The 18,894-nt window shown below is 70.3% G+C and carries 22 protein-coding genes; 6 read left to right on the forward strand and 16 right to left on the reverse strand.

The window, feature by feature from the left end; translation table 11 throughout:
- Positions 1-3 precede the first annotated feature (3 nt).
- Together ACIBP6_RS41180 and ACIBP6_RS41185 are read right to left on the reverse strand one after the other, a co-directional pair.
- Positions 4-783: an APH(3'') family aminoglycoside O-phosphotransferase gene (locus tag ACIBP6_RS41180; RefSeq protein ID WP_397059937.1), complete on the reverse strand. Its 780-nt coding sequence runs from the start codon at positions 781-783 to the stop codon at positions 4-6.
- On the reverse strand, positions 764-1,135 hold the full coding sequence (locus ACIBP6_RS41185; protein ID WP_111180690.1) for an NADH-quinone oxidoreductase subunit A: 372 nt from the start codon (positions 1,133-1,135) through the stop codon (positions 764-766). The genes ACIBP6_RS41180 and ACIBP6_RS41185 overlap by 20 nt, the downstream gene beginning before the upstream one ends.
- 109 nt (positions 1,136-1,244) lie before the next feature.
- Here ACIBP6_RS41185 and ACIBP6_RS41190 point away from each other — a divergent pair, with 109 nt between their 5' ends.
- The 4 genes from ACIBP6_RS41190 (at position 1,245) to ACIBP6_RS41205 (ending at position 5,881) form a co-directional block, all read left to right on the forward strand.
- A complete protein-coding gene (locus ACIBP6_RS41190; RefSeq protein ID WP_397059939.1) occupies positions 1,245-2,717 on the forward strand; it encodes a polysaccharide deacetylase family protein in 1,473 nt (490 codons plus the stop codon).
- Between the two features lie 38 nt (positions 2,718-2,755).
- The gene (locus ACIBP6_RS41195; RefSeq protein WP_369122762.1) at positions 2,756-2,845 is read left to right on the forward strand and encodes a putative leader peptide; all 90 of its coding nucleotides are present in this window, start codon (positions 2,756-2,758) and stop codon (positions 2,843-2,845) included.
- Between the two features lie 125 nt (positions 2,846-2,970).
- On the forward strand, positions 2,971-4,818 hold the full coding sequence (locus tag ACIBP6_RS41200; protein ID WP_397059941.1) for a 2-oxoacid:acceptor oxidoreductase subunit alpha: 1,848 nt from the start codon (positions 2,971-2,973) through the stop codon (positions 4,816-4,818).
- A complete protein-coding gene (locus ACIBP6_RS41205; protein ID WP_397059943.1) occupies positions 4,808-5,881 on the forward strand; it encodes a 2-oxoacid:ferredoxin oxidoreductase subunit beta in 1,074 nt (357 codons plus the stop codon). Before ACIBP6_RS41200 ends, ACIBP6_RS41205 begins: the two co-directional genes overlap by 11 nt.
- A gap of 52 nt (positions 5,882-5,933) precedes the next feature.
- On the opposite strand, the gene rfbB is transcribed toward ACIBP6_RS41205, so the two are convergent.
- From rfbB to ACIBP6_RS41250, 9 genes are all read right to left on the reverse strand, one after another.
- Positions 5,934-6,860: a dTDP-glucose 4,6-dehydratase gene (rfbB, locus tag ACIBP6_RS41210; protein WP_397059945.1), complete on the reverse strand. Its 927-nt coding sequence runs from the start codon at positions 6,858-6,860 to the stop codon at positions 5,934-5,936.
- Positions 6,857-7,096 carry a hypothetical protein gene (locus tag ACIBP6_RS41215; protein WP_397059947.1) on the reverse strand — a complete coding sequence of 80 codons (240 nt, stop codon included), beginning with the start codon at positions 7,094-7,096 and terminating at the stop codon, positions 6,857-6,859. The genes rfbB and ACIBP6_RS41215 overlap by 4 nt, the downstream gene beginning before the upstream one ends.
- Before the next feature lie 63 nt (positions 7,097-7,159).
- A complete protein-coding gene (locus ACIBP6_RS41220; protein ID WP_132608841.1) occupies positions 7,160-7,510 on the reverse strand; it encodes a hypothetical protein in 351 nt (116 codons plus the stop codon).
- Positions 7,511-7,587: 77 nt separating this feature from the next.
- On the reverse strand, positions 7,588-8,220 hold the full coding sequence (locus ACIBP6_RS41225) for a GntR family transcriptional regulator (RefSeq protein ID WP_397059949.1): 633 nt from the start codon (positions 8,218-8,220) through the stop codon (positions 7,588-7,590).
- The gene (locus tag ACIBP6_RS41230) at positions 8,217-9,113 is read right to left on the reverse strand and encodes a DMT family transporter (RefSeq protein ID WP_397059951.1); all 897 of its coding nucleotides are present in this window, start codon (positions 9,111-9,113) and stop codon (positions 8,217-8,219) included. The genes ACIBP6_RS41225 and ACIBP6_RS41230 overlap by 4 nt, the downstream gene beginning before the upstream one ends.
- Positions 9,114-9,166: 53 nt before the next feature.
- Positions 9,167-9,544: a hypothetical protein gene (locus tag ACIBP6_RS41235; RefSeq protein ID WP_132608839.1), complete on the reverse strand. Its 378-nt coding sequence runs from the start codon at positions 9,542-9,544 to the stop codon at positions 9,167-9,169.
- A 49-nt stretch (positions 9,545-9,593) separates the two neighbouring features.
- Positions 9,594-10,076: a GNAT family N-acetyltransferase gene (locus ACIBP6_RS41240; protein WP_397059953.1), complete on the reverse strand. Its 483-nt coding sequence runs from the start codon at positions 10,074-10,076 to the stop codon at positions 9,594-9,596.
- An 11-nt stretch (positions 10,077-10,087) separates the two neighbouring features.
- Complete coding sequence (locus ACIBP6_RS41245) at positions 10,088-10,459, reverse strand: MmcQ/YjbR family DNA-binding protein (RefSeq protein ID WP_397059955.1); 372 nt, start codon at positions 10,457-10,459, stop codon at positions 10,088-10,090.
- Between the two features lie 33 nt (positions 10,460-10,492).
- On the reverse strand, positions 10,493-10,912 hold the full coding sequence (locus ACIBP6_RS41250; protein ID WP_132608837.1) for a VOC family protein: 420 nt from the start codon (positions 10,910-10,912) through the stop codon (positions 10,493-10,495).
- A gap of 199 nt (positions 10,913-11,111) precedes the next feature.
- Here ACIBP6_RS41250 and ACIBP6_RS41255 point away from each other — a divergent pair, with 199 nt between their 5' ends.
- Positions 11,112-11,453 carry a hypothetical protein gene (locus tag ACIBP6_RS41255; RefSeq protein ID WP_397059957.1) on the forward strand — a complete coding sequence of 114 codons (342 nt, stop codon included), beginning with the start codon at positions 11,112-11,114 and terminating at the stop codon, positions 11,451-11,453.
- A gap of 246 nt (positions 11,454-11,699) precedes the next feature.
- Here ACIBP6_RS41255 and ACIBP6_RS41260 read toward each other — a convergent pair whose 3' ends face one another.
- Together ACIBP6_RS41260 and ACIBP6_RS41265 are read right to left on the reverse strand one after the other, a co-directional pair.
- Positions 11,700-12,668, reverse strand: coding sequence for a CapA family protein (locus ACIBP6_RS41260; RefSeq protein ID WP_397059959.1), 969 nt, complete (start codon positions 12,666-12,668; stop codon positions 11,700-11,702).
- An 86-nt stretch (positions 12,669-12,754) separates the two neighbouring features.
- Entirely contained in the window at positions 12,755-13,855 is a 1,101-nt protein-coding gene (locus ACIBP6_RS41265; protein ID WP_397059961.1) for an esterase-like activity of phytase family protein, read from the reverse strand.
- A gap of 294 nt (positions 13,856-14,149) precedes the next feature.
- On the opposite strand from ACIBP6_RS41265, the gene ACIBP6_RS41270 reads away from it, so the two are divergent.
- The gene (locus tag ACIBP6_RS41270; protein WP_397059963.1) at positions 14,150-16,132 is read left to right on the forward strand and encodes a glycerophosphodiester phosphodiesterase; all 1,983 of its coding nucleotides are present in this window, start codon (positions 14,150-14,152) and stop codon (positions 16,130-16,132) included.
- Between the two features lie 6 nt (positions 16,133-16,138).
- Here the strand turns inward: ACIBP6_RS41270 and ACIBP6_RS41275 are convergent, their stop codons facing one another.
- The 3 genes from ACIBP6_RS41275 to ACIBP6_RS41285 form a co-directional block, all read right to left on the reverse strand.
- On the reverse strand, positions 16,139-17,419 hold the full coding sequence (locus ACIBP6_RS41275) for a CynX/NimT family MFS transporter (RefSeq protein ID WP_397059965.1): 1,281 nt from the start codon (positions 17,417-17,419) through the stop codon (positions 16,139-16,141).
- A 66-nt stretch (positions 17,420-17,485) separates the two neighbouring features.
- Positions 17,486-18,313, reverse strand: a complete 828-nt coding sequence (locus ACIBP6_RS41280; RefSeq protein ID WP_397059967.1) for an SDR family NAD(P)-dependent oxidoreductase — start codon at positions 18,311-18,313, stop codon at positions 17,486-17,488.
- Positions 18,314-18,499: 186 nt separating this feature from the next.
- Positions 18,500-18,790 (reverse strand): hypothetical protein, encoded by a 291-nt coding sequence (locus tag ACIBP6_RS41285; RefSeq protein ID WP_132608830.1) that lies wholly within the window; start codon positions 18,788-18,790, stop codon positions 18,500-18,502.
- Positions 18,791-18,894 lie beyond the last annotated feature (104 nt).

Raw genomic sequence — 18,894 nt, forward strand, 5'->3', positions numbered from 1 at the left:
CGGTCAGCCCCAGGTGAGCGGGTCGAGATGGAGGTAGAAGCGCAGGCGGTCATGATCGAGGGTGACGCCGTACCTCTCGGCGAACGCCCGGTCCGCGGAACGCGCCCGCTGCTCGTCCGCCCAGGTCTCCCGTGCGTTGGCGAGCAGCAGGGCCAGGTCGGCATACCGGTCGGCCGACCCGAGGCGGCCCAGGTCGACGAAGCCTGACACGTCCAAGGTCCGCGGATCGAGGATGATGTTGGGCAGGCACAGGTCCCCATGGCAGACGACCAGGTCGAGGGCCTCTTGGCCGCGTCGCCGAGCGACCTGCGGGACGAGCCGGGCCAGCAGTTCCGAGGCCGGCGTGTGCCGCTGCTCGACGGGGAGGAACGCCGGGTTCACCGCGCCACGGGCCACGACGTCGTGCGCCACCGCGACCATGGTGTCCACGTCCCGGCGGAACGGGCAATCGTCCACAGGCAGCTCGTGCAGCCGCCGGACCGCGTCCGCGAGGTGTGGCCAGGCGATCCGCAGGTCCGCGGCGGACACCTGGTCGGCGGGCACGCCGCAGACGGCGCTGGTCACCAGGCAGGCCCCCGCGTCACCGGAGTGCCAGTCGAGCACCCGAGGCCCCGGCACACCGTGCTCCGCCAGCCAGGCGACCCGGTCGCGCTCGTCCTCCAGATCGGCAATCCCGGAAGCCGGCACACACTTGGCATAGGCGTCCGGGCCGCGGAAGACGGCGGCTCCGGACTCGCCCGTTGTGACGGGCGACCAGTCGCCGCTAGGTCCAGCTGAGGACACGTTTACGCCAGGCGTAGACGATGCCGAGGGCGATGAAGCCGAGGAAGACGAACATCTCGACCAGGGTGGTCATCCCGTAGCCGGGCGCGTCGAACACGGTGGCCCACGGGAAGAGGAAGACGGCGTCGACGGCGAAGACGACGTACAGGTACGTGAAGACGTAGTAGCGCACCTGCGACTGGGCCCACCCCTCGCCGACGGGATCGACCCCGCACTCGTACGTCGTCAGCTTCTCCGGCGTGGGCCGGGACGGGCGCAGGAGGCGGTTGGCCAGCAGGGCCCCGGCCACGATCGCGACGCCCAGCGCGAGCAGCGCGGCGACGAGCGCGTACGACCCGAAGTAGCCGTCCATGAGGCGATCGTAACTCCGACGGGGCCTGCTACCCAGCCCGGTCAAAGGCTCGGGTCCCATCCTCCAAAATAGAGGTAAATAGGAACATCAGCCCCATACTCTGACATGCATGCATAAAGCGCGATTCTTCTCCGGAATCGCTCTGCTGGCCATCTCGGCCTCCGGCTGCGGCCTGGCCGCCGCCTCACCAGGCAAGCACGTCATGGTCCCGGCAGAGCCGACGATGATCGACTTCGTCGATCCCGCGACCGTCGCCGGCCTGTCCGTCGGAACGCTGACCGAGGGCGACTCCCCCGGCAACCGCTACGCGCACGTCAACTATCCCGTCATCGCCGCCGCCCCGGCGCTCAACAAGGCCCTGCGCGTCCAGGCCGAGCGGCAGCTGGCGAACTTCAACCAGCGTACCGAGGGCCGGGCCACCTACCCCCGGGTCGAGCTGAACGTCGACTGGCAGCTCCCCACCGTCTCCTCCCAGGTCATCGGGGTACGGCTGCGCACCGGCGAATACGTGGGCGCCGACTGGGGCAACTCCATGCGGACGTTCTGGTTCGACCCGAGCACCGGCGAGACCGTCGGCTCCACCGGCCTGCTCGCCGGTGAACGCGCACTCGAAGAGCTCACGGCCCTGGTCAGGGAGCAGCTGGACGAGCGCGGCTCCCAGGTCGAGCAGGAGAGCGTGACGGCGAACGACGACGTGTTCGACTCGATGGCCTTCAACCGCTCCGGCGACCTCGTCGTCGAGTTCGACGACTGCCAGATCGGGCCCTGCTCACTCGGCCGCCTGGCCGTGGCGGTGCCGCGGGATCAGGCCGCGCCGCTGCTGTCGGACCTCGGGGGCCGGGCCCAGACGGCCGTACGGGAGGCCGCCCAGAGGGTCACGCCGTACGAGACGCCGCGGATGGTCCCCACCGCCGACCCCGACGCCGTCAGCAGCCGGGCCGGCAGCGTGGACTGCTCGGTCGCCAAGTGCGTGGCGCTGACATTCGAGGACGGGCCTGGCATGTACACCGGCAGGCTGCTCGACGTCCTGCGCGGGCAGCAGGCGCGGGCCACGTTCTTCGTGCTGGGTGTCAACGCCGCCGCGCAGCCCGCGCTCCTGCACCGCATGAGCGAGGAAGGCCATCTCGTCGGCGGCCACAGCTGGTCGCACAGGGACCTGTCGAAGCAGACCAGCAGCAAGGTCGCCGAATCGCTCAGGCTCACCGACGCCGCGGTGTCGGCGGCCATCGGGCAGACCCCGCGGCTGCTGCGCCCGCCGTACGGGAGCGTGAGCCCGGAGCTGGTCTCCGTCGCGACCCGGATGGGGCTGTCCCTGGTCGCCGGAGACGTGGACACGAAGGACGAAAGCGGCGGCGATCCGGGCGACATAGCGGACCGAGCCGTGCGTGGAGCCCATCCAGGTGCGATCATTCTCATGCACGACATCCATCAGGGATCCGTAGACGCGGTTCCGGACATCCTCAAACGGCTGCGTGGGAAGGGTTACACCTTCGTGACCGTTCCAGAGTTGTACGGCGTTACAGGGATGCAGGCCGGCCGCCTGTACCGGTCAGGGAGCGAGCTTCCGGTAAGCAACCCCTGACGTAACACACGTGTGGGGGGGACGTATAGTTGGCGCTCGTGACCCGAACCGTCCTGTTCGCCCGCCTGCATGTCGACCTCTGCAGGCTTGCGTCTGGGCTGTGTCGTCGTTCTCCCGCCTCAGCCTGACTGACTCCGACCGCGTTTACCCGCCGAGCTCGGCATGCAAACGCGTGACCTTCCGAGGATCTAGCATGGACAAAGAGAACGCGCCTACGGCAACCGCGCAGTGGCGCGTCGAGGAGGTCTGATCTGTGACAAAGCAGGTCCAGCAACTCGACCGCGTGATCATCAGGTTCGCTGGTGACTCCGGCGACGGCATGCAGCTCACCGGCGACCGCTTCACGGCGGGCACGGCGGAGTTCGGCAACGACCTGTCGACGTTGCCCAACTTTCCCGCCGAGATCCGCGCCCCCGCAGGCACCCTTCCCGGCGTGTCGAGCTTCCAGCTCCACTTCGCCGACCACGACATCCTCACCCCCGGCGACGCGCCGAACGTGCTCGTAGCCATGAACCCGGCGGCGCTCAAGGCCAACCTGCCCGACCTGCCTCGGGGCGCCGACATCATCGCGAACATCGACGAGTTCACCAAGCGCAACCTGCAGAAGGTCGGCTACGCGACCAACCCGCTGGAGGACGACTCGCTGCGTGAGTGGCGGGTGCACGCGGTGGCCCTGACCTCCCTCACCGTCAAGGCCCTTGAGGACTTCGACCTGTCCAAGAAGGACGCCGAACGGTCGAAGAACATGTTCGCCCTCGGCCTGCTGTCGTGGCTCTACCACCGGCCGACCGAGCACACCATCAAGTTCCTCGAGCAGAAGTTCGCCAAGAAGCCCGACATCGCCAAGGCCAACATCGCGGCCTTCCAGGCGGGCTGGAACTACGGCGAGACCACCGAGTCCTTCTCGGTCTCGTACGAGGTCAAGCCGGCCCGGCTGGCGCCGGGCGTCTACCGCAACATCTCCGGCAACCAGGCCCTCGCCTACGGCCTGATCGCGGCCGGCGTGCAGGCGAAGCTGCCGCTGTTCCTGGGCTCGTACCCGATCACCCCGGCCAGCGACATCCTGCACGAGCTGTCGCGGCACAAGCAGTTCGGCGTGCGCACCTTCCAGGCGGAGGACGAGATCGCGGGCGTCGGCGCGGCGCTCGGGGCCGCGTTCGGCGGGGCGCTGGGCGTCACCACCACGTCGGGGCCCGGCGTGGCACTGAAGGCGGAGACGGTCGGCCTCGCGGTCACCACCGAGCTGCCGCTGATCATCGTGGACGTGCAGCGGGCCGGGCCGAGCACCGGCATGCCGACCAAGACCGAGCAGACCGACCTGCTGATGGCCATGTTCGGCCGCAACGGCGAGTCGCCGGTGCCGATCGTGGCGCCGATGTCGCCGAGCGACTGCTTCGACGCGGCCATCGAGGCGGCCCGCATCGCGGTCAAGTACCGCACGCCGGTCATGCTGCTGTCCGACGGCTACCTCGCCAACGGCTCCGAGCCGTGGCGGCTGCCCGAGGTCTCCGAGCTGCCCGACATCTCACAGAAGTTCACCACCGAGCCGAACGGCGAGGACGGCGCGTTCCTGCCGTACAAGCGTGACAGCGAGACCCTCGCCCGCCCGTGGGCCATCCCGGGCACCGCGGGGCTCGAACACCGCATCGGCGGCATCGAGAAGGCCGACGGCACGGGCAACATCTCCTACGACCCGAACAACCACGACCTGATGGTCCGCACGCGTGCCGCCAAGATCGCCGGCATCGACGTGCCCGAGCTGGAGGTCGACGACCCCGACGGCGACGCGAAGGTGCTGGTGATCGGCTGGGGCTCGACGTACGGCCCGATCGCCGCGGCCGTGCGGCGCATCAGGAACGGCGGCGGCAAGGTCGCCCAGGCCCACCTGCGCCACCTCAACCCGCTGCCCGCCAACACCGGCGACGTGCTCAAGCGCTACGACAAGGTGCTGCTGCCCGAGATCAACCTCGGCCAGCTCGCCCTGCTGCTGCGGGCGCGGTACCTCGTCGACGTGATCAGCTACAACCGTGTGCGCGGGCTCCCGTTCAAGGCCGAGGAGCTGGCCGGAGTCATCCAGGACGTGATCGACAGTGACCAGTGAACCATTGTTCGCCTCCGGCAAAACTTCCGTCAACGGGAAGGGCCTGACGCTCATCCCCAAGACCGACGTCAAGCAGGGCCTGAAGGACTTCAAGTCCGACCAGGAGGTGCGCTGGTGCCCGGGTTGCGGTGACTACGCCATCCTGGCCGCGGTGCAGAGCTTCCTGCCGGAGCTCGGCCTCAGGCGCGAGAACATCGTGTTCGTGTCGGGCATCGGCTGCTCGTCGCGGTTCCCGTACTACCTCAACACGTACGGCATGCACTCCATCCACGGGCGGGCGCCGGCGATCGCCACCGGGCTCGCGGCCTCGCGGCCGGACCTGAGCGTGTGGGTGATCACGGGTGACGGCGACGCGCTGTCGATCGGCGGCAACCACCTGATCCACGCGCTGCGCCGCAACGTCAACCTGAACATCCTGCTGTTCAACAACAGGATCTACGGCCTGACGAAGGGCCAGTACTCCCCCACCTCCGAGATCGGCAAGATCACCAAGTCCACGCCGATGGGGTCGCTGGACAAGCCGTTCAACCCGATCTCGCTGGCGATCGGCGCCGAGGCGTCGTTCGTGGCCCGCACCCTCGACTCCGATCGCAAGCACCTGCAGTCGGTGCTGCGCGAGGCGACCGCCCACCGCGGCACGTCGCTGGTCGAGATCTACCAGAACTGCAACATCTTCAACGACAACGCCTTCGAGCAGCTGAAGGACCCCGACGTCCGCGACGACATCACGCTGCGGCTGGAGCACGGCCAGCCGATCGTGAGCGCCACCAAGGCGGTGGTCCGCGCGGCCAACGGCGGCATCGAGGTCGCGGCCCGCGACAGCGTGAGCGCCGACCAGATCCTCGTGCACGACGCCCACAACCCCGACCCGTCGGTGGCGTTCGCGCTCAGCAGGCTGGACGAGCCGGCGTTCGAGCACGTGCCGATCGGCATCTTCCGCAGTGTCGACCGGCCGTCGTACGACACGCTCATGGCCGAGCAGCTGGACGACGCCGTGGCCCAGCAGGGGCCCGGTGACCTCAGCGAGCTGCTGATGGGCGGCGACACCTGGCGCATCGGCTAGACGTACGCCACGTGAGGGGGCCTGCTCCGGTGGAGCGGGCCCCTTTCGCGTGTCAGCGCTCCCACCAGTCGCGGTGCTCGGCGTACCAGCGGACGGTGTCCGCCAGCCCCCGCTCGAACGGGATCTTCGGCCCGTATCCGAGGGCCCGCAGCTTGGAGTCGTCCAGGGAGTACCTGCGGTCGTGGCCCTTGCGGTCCTCGACGTGCTCGACCAGGTCCCAGTCCCGGCCGCAGGCGGCCAGCAGGCGGGCGGTGAGGTCCCGGTTGGTCAGCTCGGTGGTGCCCCCGATGTGGTAGACCTCGCCGGGCTCGCCTTTCTCGGCGACCAGACGGATGCCGGCGCAGTGGTCCTCGACGTGGACCCAGTCGCGCACGTTTCCGCCGTCGCCGTACAGCGGCACCTTCCGGCCGCGCAGCAGGTTCGTGACGAACAGCGGGATGATCTTCTCCGGGTACTGCCGGGGGCCGTAGTTGTTGCCGCACCGGGTGATCGAGACGTCCAGCCCGTACGTGGTGGCGTACGCGCGGGCGACGAGGTCGCCGGACGCCTTCGAGGCCGCGTACGGCGAACGCGGGCGCACGGGCGCGCACTCGTCCCACGAGCCGACGTCGATCGAGCCGTACACCTCGTCGGTCGAGACCTGCACCACCTTCGGCACGCCGGCGTGCAGGCACGCCTGCAGCAGGGTCTGGGTGCCGAGCGCGTTGGTGCGCATGAACGCCGCCGCCTCCGCGATCGAGCGGTCGACGTGGGACTCGGCGGCGAAGTTGACCACGACGTCGTGCCCGGGGACGACCTCGGCCAGCAGCCCCGCGTCGCAGATGTCGCCGTGCACGAAGTCGTGCGGCACCCCGTCGAGGTTGGCCCGGTTGCCCGCGTACGTGAGCTTGTCGAGGACGGTGACGTGCGCGCCGCCCAGGCCGCGGACGAAGTGGGAGCCGATGAATCCCGCGCCCCCGGTAACCAGGATCCGTTTCATGAGCTGATCTGCACCTTGCTGTGATCGCCCAGCACGAGTCGGTGGGCTCTGGGCGTGCGGGGAGCGGGGATGACCTCGGCGTCGTGGCCGATCAGCGACGACGCGATGCGGCCGACGCCGGCGATGGAGGCCCTGGGCAGGACGATCGAGTACTCGATCTCGTTGCCGGTGATCCGGCAGGCGGCGCCGATGACGGGTCGATGCCCCGGCCCCGGACGTTCCACATCAAGCACCATGGTCGGAAATTTCACCACACAGGGGTCTTTGCCGCTTCGCTGCCCCTGGCGCTCTCCGGCCGGTCAGTCATACTCGAGGTCCGGCAGCGCGGACGGCGGGTCGGGGCTGCGCCAGACGACCACGACGCCGTCGTGCACCGAATCGGCGGCCACGTTCAGCCGTTCCAGGTCGAAATCCGGCAGGTAGCGCAACCTTGCGAGGAATGTCGCGTCCGTGGCCGAACGCGGCACGACGCAGCCTTCGCCGTCGCGGTCGAGAAGGATGTAGTGGACGTCTGCCCCGGCTTCGGTGACGACCCGGACCTCCACCACGTCCTCCCAGGCGAGAGCCTCAACGCTGCCGTCCGCGTAGTGACGGGTGACGCCCTCTTCCGTGACGTACACGTAGGAGTCCGGCATCGGATTGCCGTGCATGGCCGCGATTCTTGCGACTTCCGGGGCGGTACCGCAAGGGTTACCGCTCAATGGTGCTCAGGCCCGCCCCAACCGTCTCATCCGTCGCGTTGTTCGCCCCAGGAATGGCTCAGGTGTTCGGCCACGGCCGCCCGCGCCGCGTCGCGCGGGCCGTTCGCGATCGCGTCGAGCAGCTCGCGGTGCTCGCGGACGAGGACGTCACGATCGCCGTAGACCTCGCGCAGCCGTACGAGGCCGAGCCTGGTCTCGGCGGCCAGCACGCCGTAGAGGCGCTCCAGGCGGGGGCTGCCGACCGCCTGGACCAGCGCCTCGTGCAGCGCCATGTGCTCGGCCACGGTCTCCGACCACGGCGCGTCGGCCGGCAGGGCGGCCATACGCTGCAGCGCGGCCTCGGCCTGCGGCACGTCGTGCCCGGCCATGGCCTGCGCCATGAGGTCTTCGAGGGGGCGGCGGACGTACATGAGATCGTCGAGGTCCGCGAGCGTCACCTCGGGGACGTACGCGCTGCGGTTGCGCTCGCGCCTGAGCAGCCCCTCGTGCACCAGCGTGGCGAGCGCCTCCCTGACGGTCGGCCTGGCCACGCCGTAGGAGGCGGCGATCTCCTGCTCGGGCAGCGCGGTGCCGGGCGCGATCTCCCCGGACAGCACCCTGCTGCGCAGGGCGTCGGCCAGCGCGCCGACGGTGGAGACAGGTCTGAGGGGCAACGTCACGCCCGTGACTCTAGCTCCCTTTCCGGCACGGCTTTCCCTTCCTGCTTTTCCGGTACGGCGACCGCGACGAGAGCCAGGGCGAGCAGGACGAGACCCGCGAGCGACATCGGGGCCAGCCGCTCGCCGAGCACGACCAGGCCGAGCAGCGCGGCGACGGCCGGCTCGGCCAGGGCGAGCGTGGCGGCCGTGGCCACGGGGGTGGTGCGCAGGCCGAGACCGTACAGCAGGTAGGACAGCGCCGTGGTGCCGAGGCCCAGGTAGAGGACGGCGAGCAGCGCCCGCGGCTCCGTCAGCCAGGCGGCGCCGTGCAGCGCCAGGACCGGCAGCATGATCAGCGCGGCGCCGCCGAACATCACGCCCATCACGGCGTTCGACTCTGCACCCCGGCCGATCGCGCCGGCCGCCATGACGGCGTAGAAGGCGTAGAGCAGCCCGCCCAGCAGGGCGAACAGCGTCCCGGACACCACCTGCGCGCCGGCCTGCGTCCCGCCGCCGACGATGAGCGCCGCGCAGCCGCAGACGGCCGCCGTGGTGGCCAGGGCCCACCGCCCGCTCGGTCGCCGGCCGTGCAGGACCCAGGAGAGCAACCCCGTGAACACCGGTCCACTGCCGATGGCGACGACGGTGCCGACGGCGACCCCCGTACGGCTGACGGCGGCGAAGAAGCAGAGCTGGTAGGCCGCGACGGCGACCGCGCCCAGCAGCAGGCCCGGCGTGATCACCTTCGTGGACCGCCGCGCGGCGGCGCGCGCCACGACGGCGAGCGCCGCTCCGCCGATGACCAGCCGGGCGGCGGCCAGGGCGACGGAGTCGGCGGAGACGAGCAGGCCGGCGGTTCCCGCCGTACCCCAGAGCACGGCGGCGCCGACCACGGCGAGCGGTCCCTTGTTCATGCCATCCATTGTCTGACAACCAGACACCAAGAGTCCAATTGACTGTGTGGCTGTCAGACAATCTCCTCCAGCAGCCGGTCGAGCACCTGCCCGGCCGGCGCCGTCACCTCCGCCACGTAGTCGTCCAGCACGGCCACGCCGTCGCGGATGTCCTTCACGGTCCTGCGCGGCAGCTCCAGCAGGGTCTCGTCCTCGGCGGTGATGCCACCCTCGACGTGGAAGGCGTCACCGGCCGCCACGATCGAGACCTCGAAACGCACCTCACGACCGTCGGGCAGGATGAACGCGGCCCCGACGCGGGCGCCTCCGGACGGGAGGAAATACGAAAAATGCTCGCTTCTCACGAAGGGATGACGTAACTCCGCGAGAATCTCCGACGCCCGGCTCAGGGCTTCCAGCAACCCGACCGCGGCCAGACTCTCGCCGTCCACCCGAAAAGGGTAATTCAGCGGCCTACTGCCTGACCACCCGCTCGGCCGGTCAGTCGGTGGCGAGACGGGCGTGGCGTTCGACGTCGTAGCGCACGCCTCCGTAGCAGAGTTCGCCGCGCTCGATGCCCTCGGACCGGAATCCGGCCCGCGTCGCCACTCGGCACGACGCCGGATTGTTCGTACGGTGCGCCAGCTCCAGCCGGAAGAGCCCACGCTCGTCGAACGCCCACCGCGCCAGCCGCCGGGTCGCCGCCACGGCGATCCCGCGCCCGCGGACCTCGGGCACCACCCAGTAGGACACCCATCCGGTGCCGTGGCCGTCGATCTTGGTCACCGCCACGTTGCCCACGACCCGGTCGTCGGCCGTCACGGCGAAGGCGTGGCCGGCTCCGTGCCAGGAGGCGATCCAGCCCACGGCGTCCTGCGGCGTGACGACCGGCCACGGCGCCTGGTCGCGCAGGTCGGGCGACTGGAAGGCCCGTAAGACGGCAGGCGCGTCGTCCTCACGCCATTCACGCAACCCGATGTGCACAATGTCGGAGATTACCCTGATTGCACCTTCTGACCGATCGGGTGGCTGGCCTCGAACTCCTCCACGAGCTGCTGCGGCGCGGTCAAGGACCACGCCTCGACCATCAGCTCGAACAGCTCATCAGCGTCGATCTTGTCGAGGTGGACCACGACCCACCCGAACCGCCCCGCGGTGAACTGCACCTCGAACACCTCGGGCCGCTCGGACACCAGCGCGATCTGCTCCTCGATCGTGGCCTTGAGCCCGACCGTCTCAGTCGCCTCCCACAGGTAGCCGAACCCCTTGTCGTGCACCTTCAGGCCGACCCACTCGCCGCCCTGACTCATCCGCACCTCGGGCAACTCGTCCAGCAGCCCGAGGAACTCATCGACGCTCACACCCATGCCCGCCTGTGTACCAGACGCGGGCGACACTTCTCATTCGTACCAGCGGACCTCGATGACGTTGCCGTCGGGATCCGGAAAGTAAATGGTCTCCGGCGCGATCCCGCGGGCCCCGAAAGAATTCGTCGAGTCGCCGGTGACCTCGACGTCGTGCTGTTTCAACCTGCCCTTCAGCGCGTCGAACTCCTCCTTGCTCACCGCCAGGCAGAAATGGTTCACCGGATGCCCGGCGCTGCCCTTCACTCCCGTGCCCTCGTCCACTCCCCGCATCGCCTCGAAGGCCATCAGATCGATGATGGTCTCGGGCGAGATCCGTACGCTCGGGAAAGGCGCCTTCCCGTCGCGAAACTCGTCGGCTCTCACCCCGGGCAGGCCGATGACCTGCTCGTAGAAGTGCAAGGAAGCGAGCGGGTCGGAGACCCAGCAGACGAGATGGTCAAGACGTACGTCCATGAAACACCTCCGCTCCCTTCCAATATCTATTGCACCAATCCCGATGTCCACCTGGGACGGCGGCCATCCGCGAATGTCCGTCTCCCCGAAACGACCGGTTCACGCCGGGTTCGCAGGCCCGGTTTCGCGTCACAATGGCGAGGTGATCGACGTCGGGCCGGAGCAAATGCCGACCGCCGTGAAAACGGCGAGATTCCTCATGACGCTCCAAGTCGCGTTCGGCCTCGTGGGCCTGGCCTTCATGGTCGGAGCCTTCGCCGCGACGTCCGACCGGCCGCTCCTTCTCCTGAGCGTCTACGCCGCCGCTGCCCCAGGCCTCATCGGCTGGTTCCTGCACCGCTGGAACGGCCGTACCAGGAGGCTCCGGTGGGCGATCGTGACGACCGAGTCCGTCCTCATCGTGATCTCCGTCTCGATGCCGGCCATCGACGGCGACCTGACCTGGCCAAGGCTGATCGGGCCCAGCACGCTCTTCCCGATGATCGTGATCGTCTGCCTGCTCCTGCCGGCGGCCGGCCGCTGGTTTCGAGGCGGCGAGTGATCAGGCGCGGCCCGGCGAGCGCGATGTCGAGCCCGCCCCGCCTGGAACACCTCCAACGCCTGAAGCTCATCAGCCCGAACGACCGCACATTGTCCTCATGGGCTGACACGTCGATCACTCGGTGTCTTCGGGAAGCCGGGGCGAGGCGTAGATCACCCACACGGTACGGGTCTCATCGTCGATGACGTAGCGAACGCGACCGCCGCTGGTGACCTCGAACTCCCACTGCTCCAGCTCTTCAGGCGGTCACAGGTCGATGGTGAAGGAGGTGCCTTCGTCGTGGACCTGGGTGCCCATCGCCGCGCAGGCGGTGGTGAGGCGGTCGCGGATCCAGCGGCGGTCGAAGGGGTCGGCGAGGCGGGTGAAGGTGTAGTCCAGCTTGAGGGGGAAGGCCGTCAGGCGGACCGGGCCGCGTACGTCGAGGGTGACCAGCCACAGCAGGCCGAGGTCGTTGCGCAGGTACGGGTCCACGGCGTAGTCGTCGATGAAGTCGCCCAGGTCGTACAGGATCGGCGGCGCCACGCCGTGGAAGACGTGCGCCGAGTGCCCGGCCACCAGGTCGGCGCCCGCCGCCAGCAGCGCGGAGGCCGCGGCCCGCACCGCGGGGCGGGGCTCGGCGACCATGTTGGGCCCCCAGTGCGGCGTCACCAGCACCACGTCCGTCTGCGGGCGCAGCCCGGCGAGGGTCGCCTGCAGCCATGGCGGCAGCCCGCGCCCGGCCGGCCGCGCGTACGCGATGCCGGGGCGTTCGGCGCCGGCCGCGAAGTCGGCGGGATGGTCACTGAAGCCGACGACCCCGAGTCGCAGCCCGCCGGCGGTCAGCACGGCCGGACGGCGGGCGGCAGCGTCGCACGCCCCCGCGCCCACGTACCGGATCCCCGCGCGGGACAGGTGGGCGAACGTGTCGGCCAGCGCGTCGTAGCCGTAGTCGAGGGCGTGGTTGTTGGCCAGCGTGACGCAGCCGACGCCGAGCTCCGCCAGCAGGTCGGCGGCCTGCGGCGGGGCGCGGAAGAAGAACGGTTTGCCGGGCGCCGGCCAGGGCTTCCCGCGATCGGAGACGCAGCACTCGAGGTTGAGCAGGAACAGGTCGGCCCCGGCAACCAGGGCGCGTACGTCACCGGAGAAGAACCGCCGCACGTCAGGGGCGTCGTCGATCCGCTCGGCCACTCCGCGCCCGAGCATCGTGTCTCCGGCCAGCGCCACCGTGACGGCCACACGTCCAGCTAATCACCTGGCCCGGCGCGGACGCCGGGCGGGATGCGACGCAGAGCGGGTGGCGGACGGGGCCCGCGCCTCACCCGTCAGGGCAGGCGGGCGGTGAGGGTCAGCACCCGCGTCACCTGGAGGGCGTTGAAGTTGTCGTCGCTGATGAGGTGGAGCCGGGCGCGGTGCCGGCCGTCGGACACGTCCACCTGCAGCCCTTCGTAGTTGTCCATGAGGGGATTGGTCTGCGGCTCGGGACTGGTGGCGCCCAGCGACGGGCAGTGCACCAGGTCGGAGACGAGCTCCTTGCGTACGACGGCACGCGACGGCGCGGCGGACAGGTCGCGCACCGCGCTCACGTCGGAGGCCCGGTCCACGCCGTGCACGGCGTACAGCCGGACCGAGTTGCCCATGGCCGCGTCGTAGGCCGCCTCCATGACGAGGAGCCGTCCGTCACCGTAGGCGGCGACCTCGGCGATGCGGTTGCCGGGGTCGACGCGGTAGCCGATCTGGCGGGTGAGCGCGTAGCCGCCGCCGTGGTGCTCGGCCCGGTAGACCAGCAGGCGTCGCCAGACGGCTTCGCCGATGGCCGGCTTGTCGCCGCTCAGCGTGCCCTCCATCGCGGCGAACACGTGCCGGCCGTCCGGGGAGACGCTCAGCCCCTCCAGCCCGGCGTTGTCGGCGCCCTCGCCGTTCGGGGCGATCCGGAAGCGTGCCGGGACCTCCAGCGAGCCGCGCTGCCTGCCCGTACGGTCGAAGACCATGATCGACGGCTCGGTCTCCGAGCTGACCAGGTAGTCGCCGTCCGGCAGCACGGCCACGCCCTCACCGTCGAAGTTGCCGACGTCGTAGGCGGTGCCGTCCTGCTTGGTCAGCGCGAGCGTACGGGTGATCTCGGGCTTGGCGGGGTCGTGGAAGAAGAACAGGCGGGCGGCGTCGGTGCCGCTGCGGTCCTCCACGCTCACGTACTCCCCGGTGCGCCGGTCGTAGGCGAGCGCCGACAGGCCGCCGACCTTGGTCGTGCCGGCCGTGGTCTTGTCGAGCGCGTCACTGAAGCCGACGGCGGTGGCCGCGGGCGGGCACGCGGCCTCGCGGGGTTCTCCCGCGGTGGCGGCGTGCGCGGCGCTCCCCGCGCCGGTGGCGCTCAAGGCACCGGCGACCGCCACGACGGCCAGACGCCGAACGACGCTTTTGATCATTGAACATCCCCCTGAGAACAAAATCCGCCCGGGCCCCCGCCCACACGGCAGGTCGATCAAACCACAGCGGGATTTGTCGTGATATGACACCCCCGACGAACTCGCCAGAGCTCCCGCCGTGATACGTGAGAACGATCCACCGGAAGGAACGCAGGCCCCTGACGACGGGCTTTCCCCGCACCGCCGCGACGCCAGATGTTCCCGCGAGCGTGACGTCTCCGCCGGTATAGGATCACCCGGCGGTTCATCCCGGCCGATGGACTCGGCTCCGTGCACCACACACGAAGATTCCGCGTGCCTCGACTCGCGGCGACCGGCCTGGCCGCCCTCGCGAGCGTCGCGCTCGTCTCGCTCACCCCGCTCGCCGGCACGGCCTCGGCCACCCAGGCCGACCAGCCGAAGGTCCTCATCGACGAGGACTTCGGCGCCCGCACCACCATCCCCGACGGCTGGACGCCGAAGAGCGGCACCTGGACGGTCGCCGACGGCGCCCTGAAGCAGACCGCCCGCACCGGCACCACGGTGCTGACCTTCGGGCAGCATCTCGACGACTTCCGGATCGACGCCACCCTCAGCTTCGACTCGGCCGCCAACGACACCCGCTGGGTCGCCCTCGGCCTCGACGTGAACCCGGCCGGCGCCGCTCCGTGGTCGCAGGCCGCCGTACGCCGGGTCACCACCGCGAGCAACGGCCTGGAGTTCGCCAACAGGACGCCGTCGAACAGCTGGAGCGTGGTCGCCGCGCACGGCGCGCCGCGTTCGGTCGCCGACGGCAAGCCGTTCGACGTCTCGATCGAGGTGCACGGCACGAACGCGACCTGGACGTTCGAGGGCCGCGAGATCCAGACGACGCAGTCGCTGCAGCGCACCGACGACGGCGTGCTCGGGCTCATCATGGACCAGGCCACCGCGTCGTTCCGGCACATCACCGTCACTCAGCTGCCGCCGCGCCCGATGATCCCGCTGGTGGAGCCGGGCCGTACGGGCCTCGCGATCGGCCACCGCGGCAACCCGAAGGCCGCGCCCGAGGACACCCTGGTCTCGGAGGTGCAGAACTTCCGGCTCGGCGGCGCGTTCATGGAGCTGGACCTGCACCTGACGAAGGATCAGGTCCCGATCGTGATGCACGACGACACCGTCGACCGCACCACCGACGGCAAGGGCCGCATCGACGCCCTCACGCTCGACCAGATCAAGCGGCTCGACGCGGGCGTGAAGTTCGACGCGGCGTACGCGGGCACGCGCGTGCCGACGTTCGAGGAGATCCTCCAGTACGCCAAGCGCACCGGCGGCTTCATCATGCCCGAGCTCAAGGCCGGCTGGACGAAGGACGAGGTCAAGATCGTGACCGATCTCGTCGCCAGGTACGGCCTGCAGAGCCACACGGTCTGGCAGTCGTTCGACCCGGTCCCGCTGGAGTACGCCTACGAGCTCGACCCGTCCATCGCCCGCGCGGGGCTGGTCAGCGGCTCGCTGCCGGCCGACCCGGTGGCGTACGTCGAGGCGTTCCACGGCCAGGCGCTGCTGCCGGCCGCGAACCTCGTCACCCCCCATCTCATGCGCACGATGCACGCCGCCGGCCTGGCCGTCGTCGTGTGGACGGTCGACAACCCCGCCGACTGGGCGAAGCTCACCGAGGTCGGCGTGGACGGCATCATGTCGAACTCCGTCGGCGAGCTGATCGGCTGGATGGCCCGCTACAACCAGCAGCCCGCCGTCCCCGCGCCGCAGCAGCAGACCATCACGCTGGACGCCGTCGCCGACAGAGCCGTGGGCGCGGAGCCGTTCACCGTCACCGCGACCGGCGGCGCCTCGGGCAACCCCGTCGTCCTGGCGGCCACGTCGGAAGGCTCCTGCGCGATGAGCGGCGCCACCGTCTACCTGCTCGCCCCCGGCCGGTGCACGATCACGGCCACCCAGGCGGGCGACGAACGCCACGCCGCCGCCGAACCCGTCAGCCGGACGTTCACCGTCACCCCGCTGACCGCCGGACCGGCCGCGCCGACGCTCATGTTCGTGCAGCCGCACGACGGCGCGTCCCTCGGCGACGACCTGACCGTGAAGGTCAAGCTCGGCGGCCAGGACCTGCGCGCCCTGACCCTGCTCCTGGACGGCGCACCGGTGCGGACGGTCTCCCGCCCCGCCACCGGAATGCTCACCCTCGCCCTCGGCGCGGACGTACTGGCGGCCCTGCCGCAGGGCCCGCACGCTCTCACCGCCACCCTGGCCGCCGCCACCGGCGAGTCCACCACGGTGACCACCACCGTCACCCGCTGACATCCGTCAGGTGATCTCGTACGAGGCGTAGCGCTTGCGGGCCGAGCCGAGCCCCGACCAGATCATCGGGATTCCGAGCACGATCAGAACGACCAACGGCACGGCCCAGTCGCCGGTCCACTGATGGACGGCGCCCACGGCGGAGGGGCCGACCGAGCCGAGGATGTACCCGGCACACTGCGACATGCTGGACAGCTGCGCCGTGTGCCGGGCATCCGGGGCGCGCAGCACGAAGAACAGCACCGACAGGCTGAGCATCGCCCCCTGCCCGAGACCGAGCAGCGCCATCCACAGGTACGTCGCGGTCGCCGGAGCCGCCAGGACACCGGCGAACCCGGCCATGGTGAGCAGGACGCTCAGCACCACGAGCACTCCGGACGGCACGTTCCGCCCGGTCAGGATCGGCGTGAAGAACGCCCCGGCGATGGCCACCAGACTCATGAACGAGAGCATCCAGCCGGCCGTTCCGCTCGGCATGCCGGCGTCGGTCAGCATGGTGGGCAGCCAGGCGGACGAGGCGTAGAAGATCAGCGTCGTCCCGGTGAAGAAGACGGCGACCGCCCAGGCCACCGGGTGCTTCCACAACCCCCGTACCGGCCGGTTGTCCGCAGGCCTCGCCGGCGCACCCGCGGCGCCGGTACGGCGCAGCACCTGGGGCAGCCACACGAGCACGCCCAGCACGCCCAGCAGCCCCCAGAACCCCAGCGCGGTTCGCCAGCCGAGGTCGGCGGCGTGCTGGACGGGCACCGTCACCCCGGCGGCGAGCGCGGCCCCGCCGAACATCGACATCGAGTAGACCCCGGACATGAGCGCGGCCCGTGACGGGAACTCCCGCTTGATGACGCTGGGCAGCAGCACGTTCGCCACGGCGAGGGCCAGGCCGATGACGACGCTGCCGAGCAGCAGGGCGGTCATCGAGGGCAGCAACCGCACCGCCGTGCCGGCCACGAGCACCACCATCGCGAGCAGCAGGGCGACGTTCGCGCCCAGCCGGTTGCCGATCCGCGGCGCGAAAGGGGAGAGCACGCCGAAGCACACCACCGGCAGCGTCGTCAGCAGCCCCGCCGTCGTGGCCGACATGCCGGTGTCGGCCCGGATGGCGCCGAGCAGAGGGGAGACCGCCACCAGGGCGGGACGCAGGTTCACCGCCAGCAGGATCACGCTCACGGCGATCAACGCGTTCGACCCGCGCCTGTGCCGCGCCGCGCGGGCGCCCTCCGGTGCCGCCGGCGCCCGAGGGGGCGACTCGCTGCGATCCAGCGGCTCTTCGTTGACTGACTGCTGCACAGAACTTCCTCGGGGGTTCGGGGTGAGTGGCGCCGCCGCCCGGACGGCTCCTGGGGACACGGGACGTCACATGCTGCGATGGGAGCTCACGGCGGCCAGCAACTCGCCGAGGGTCGGCGCGATGGAGGCGTCGACCGCGAGCGGGTCGCGCGCTTCGAGGTCGCTCATCGCCCGGCCCTCGGGCAGCTGCGGGACGATGGCCGCCTCGCGGGCCTCGATGCCCGCCACGATCTCGGCCACCACCTCGTCGACGGGACGGCGGCCGAGACCGGGCGCCGGGCGGGCGGAGGCCATCATGGGCGTGTCGACCGGGCCCGGGTAGACGGTGACGACGTGGACGCCGCTGCCGCTCAGCTCGCGGCGCATCGCGTCGTCGAACCGGGCCACGCCCGCTTTGACGGCCCCGTACGCGGCGTAATAGGGCAGACCGACCTGGGCGGCGATCGACGCGACGCCCACCACGGCGGCCTGTCCGTGCCGGTCCGCGGCAGCACGCAGATGCGGCAGCGCCGCCCGCGTCGCCAGGATCGGGGCGAGCAGGTTGACCTGGACCATGGCCCGGATGTCGGCCACGCTGATGTCCTCCAGCGCCCCGGCCCGTACGTTGCCGGCGTTGTTGACCAGGATGTCGAGGCCGCCCAGCGCGGCGGCGGACGTCTCGACCACGCGTTCGGCCTCCCCGTCGGCGGCGAGGTCGGCGGTGATCGGGTGGGCGGTGCCGCCGCGTTCGGCGACCAGGGCCGCGGTCTCGGCCAGTGGCTCGGGACGCCGGCCGACCAGGGCCAGCACGCCCTGACGGGCGGCGAGTTCCAGGGCGAGGGCACGGCCGATCCCGCTGCCCGCCCCGGTGATGAGGGTGCGGCGTCCGCGCAGGTCGAAGCGAGGAGAGCTCATCGAAGATCCCTTCAGGGAAACAGGGCGCCAAGACATCATCTTTGACATCATTGTCATCTTTGACAGGCTCGCACAGTTTGACAGTAGTGTCAAAGATGTCCGCACACAGAGCAAAAAAGGGCGCCCTCCGCCCCCCTCGAAAGGGGAGCAGAGGGCGCCGCGCCCTGGGGTGCGGTCCAGGGCGGTCTACCTGATGCGGAAGCTCTTGCCCTCCTCGTGCTGGGACGCCTGCGACTCACCGGCGCCGACCACCGTCACGATGGCGCCCGTGCAGTTCTCGCCGTAGTGCACGTACACGGGAGTGTCGGTCCTGTTGGTGATGTAGAGCGGGTCCCCGCTGATCGGATAGCAACCGCTGGGATCGACGAACGACTCCTCATTGATGATCAGCACACCTTCCGCCGCCTGGGCGGCCTGCGGGACGGCCAGCACGGCCGCCGCGGCGAGCGGGCAGAGGATCATGGAGATGCGTCGCATGGTCAACCTCCTGTGAGATCAAGGGGCCGTTCTTTACCACCCCTTGGTAACAGATAGTAAGTGATCACTACGGAGAGTGAAGACCTTTCCAGGAAAGGACCCCG

It is taken from the genome of Nonomuraea terrae, assembly GCF_044465245.1.
GTDB lineage: Bacteria > Actinomycetota > Actinomycetes > Streptosporangiales > Streptosporangiaceae > Nonomuraea > Nonomuraea terrae.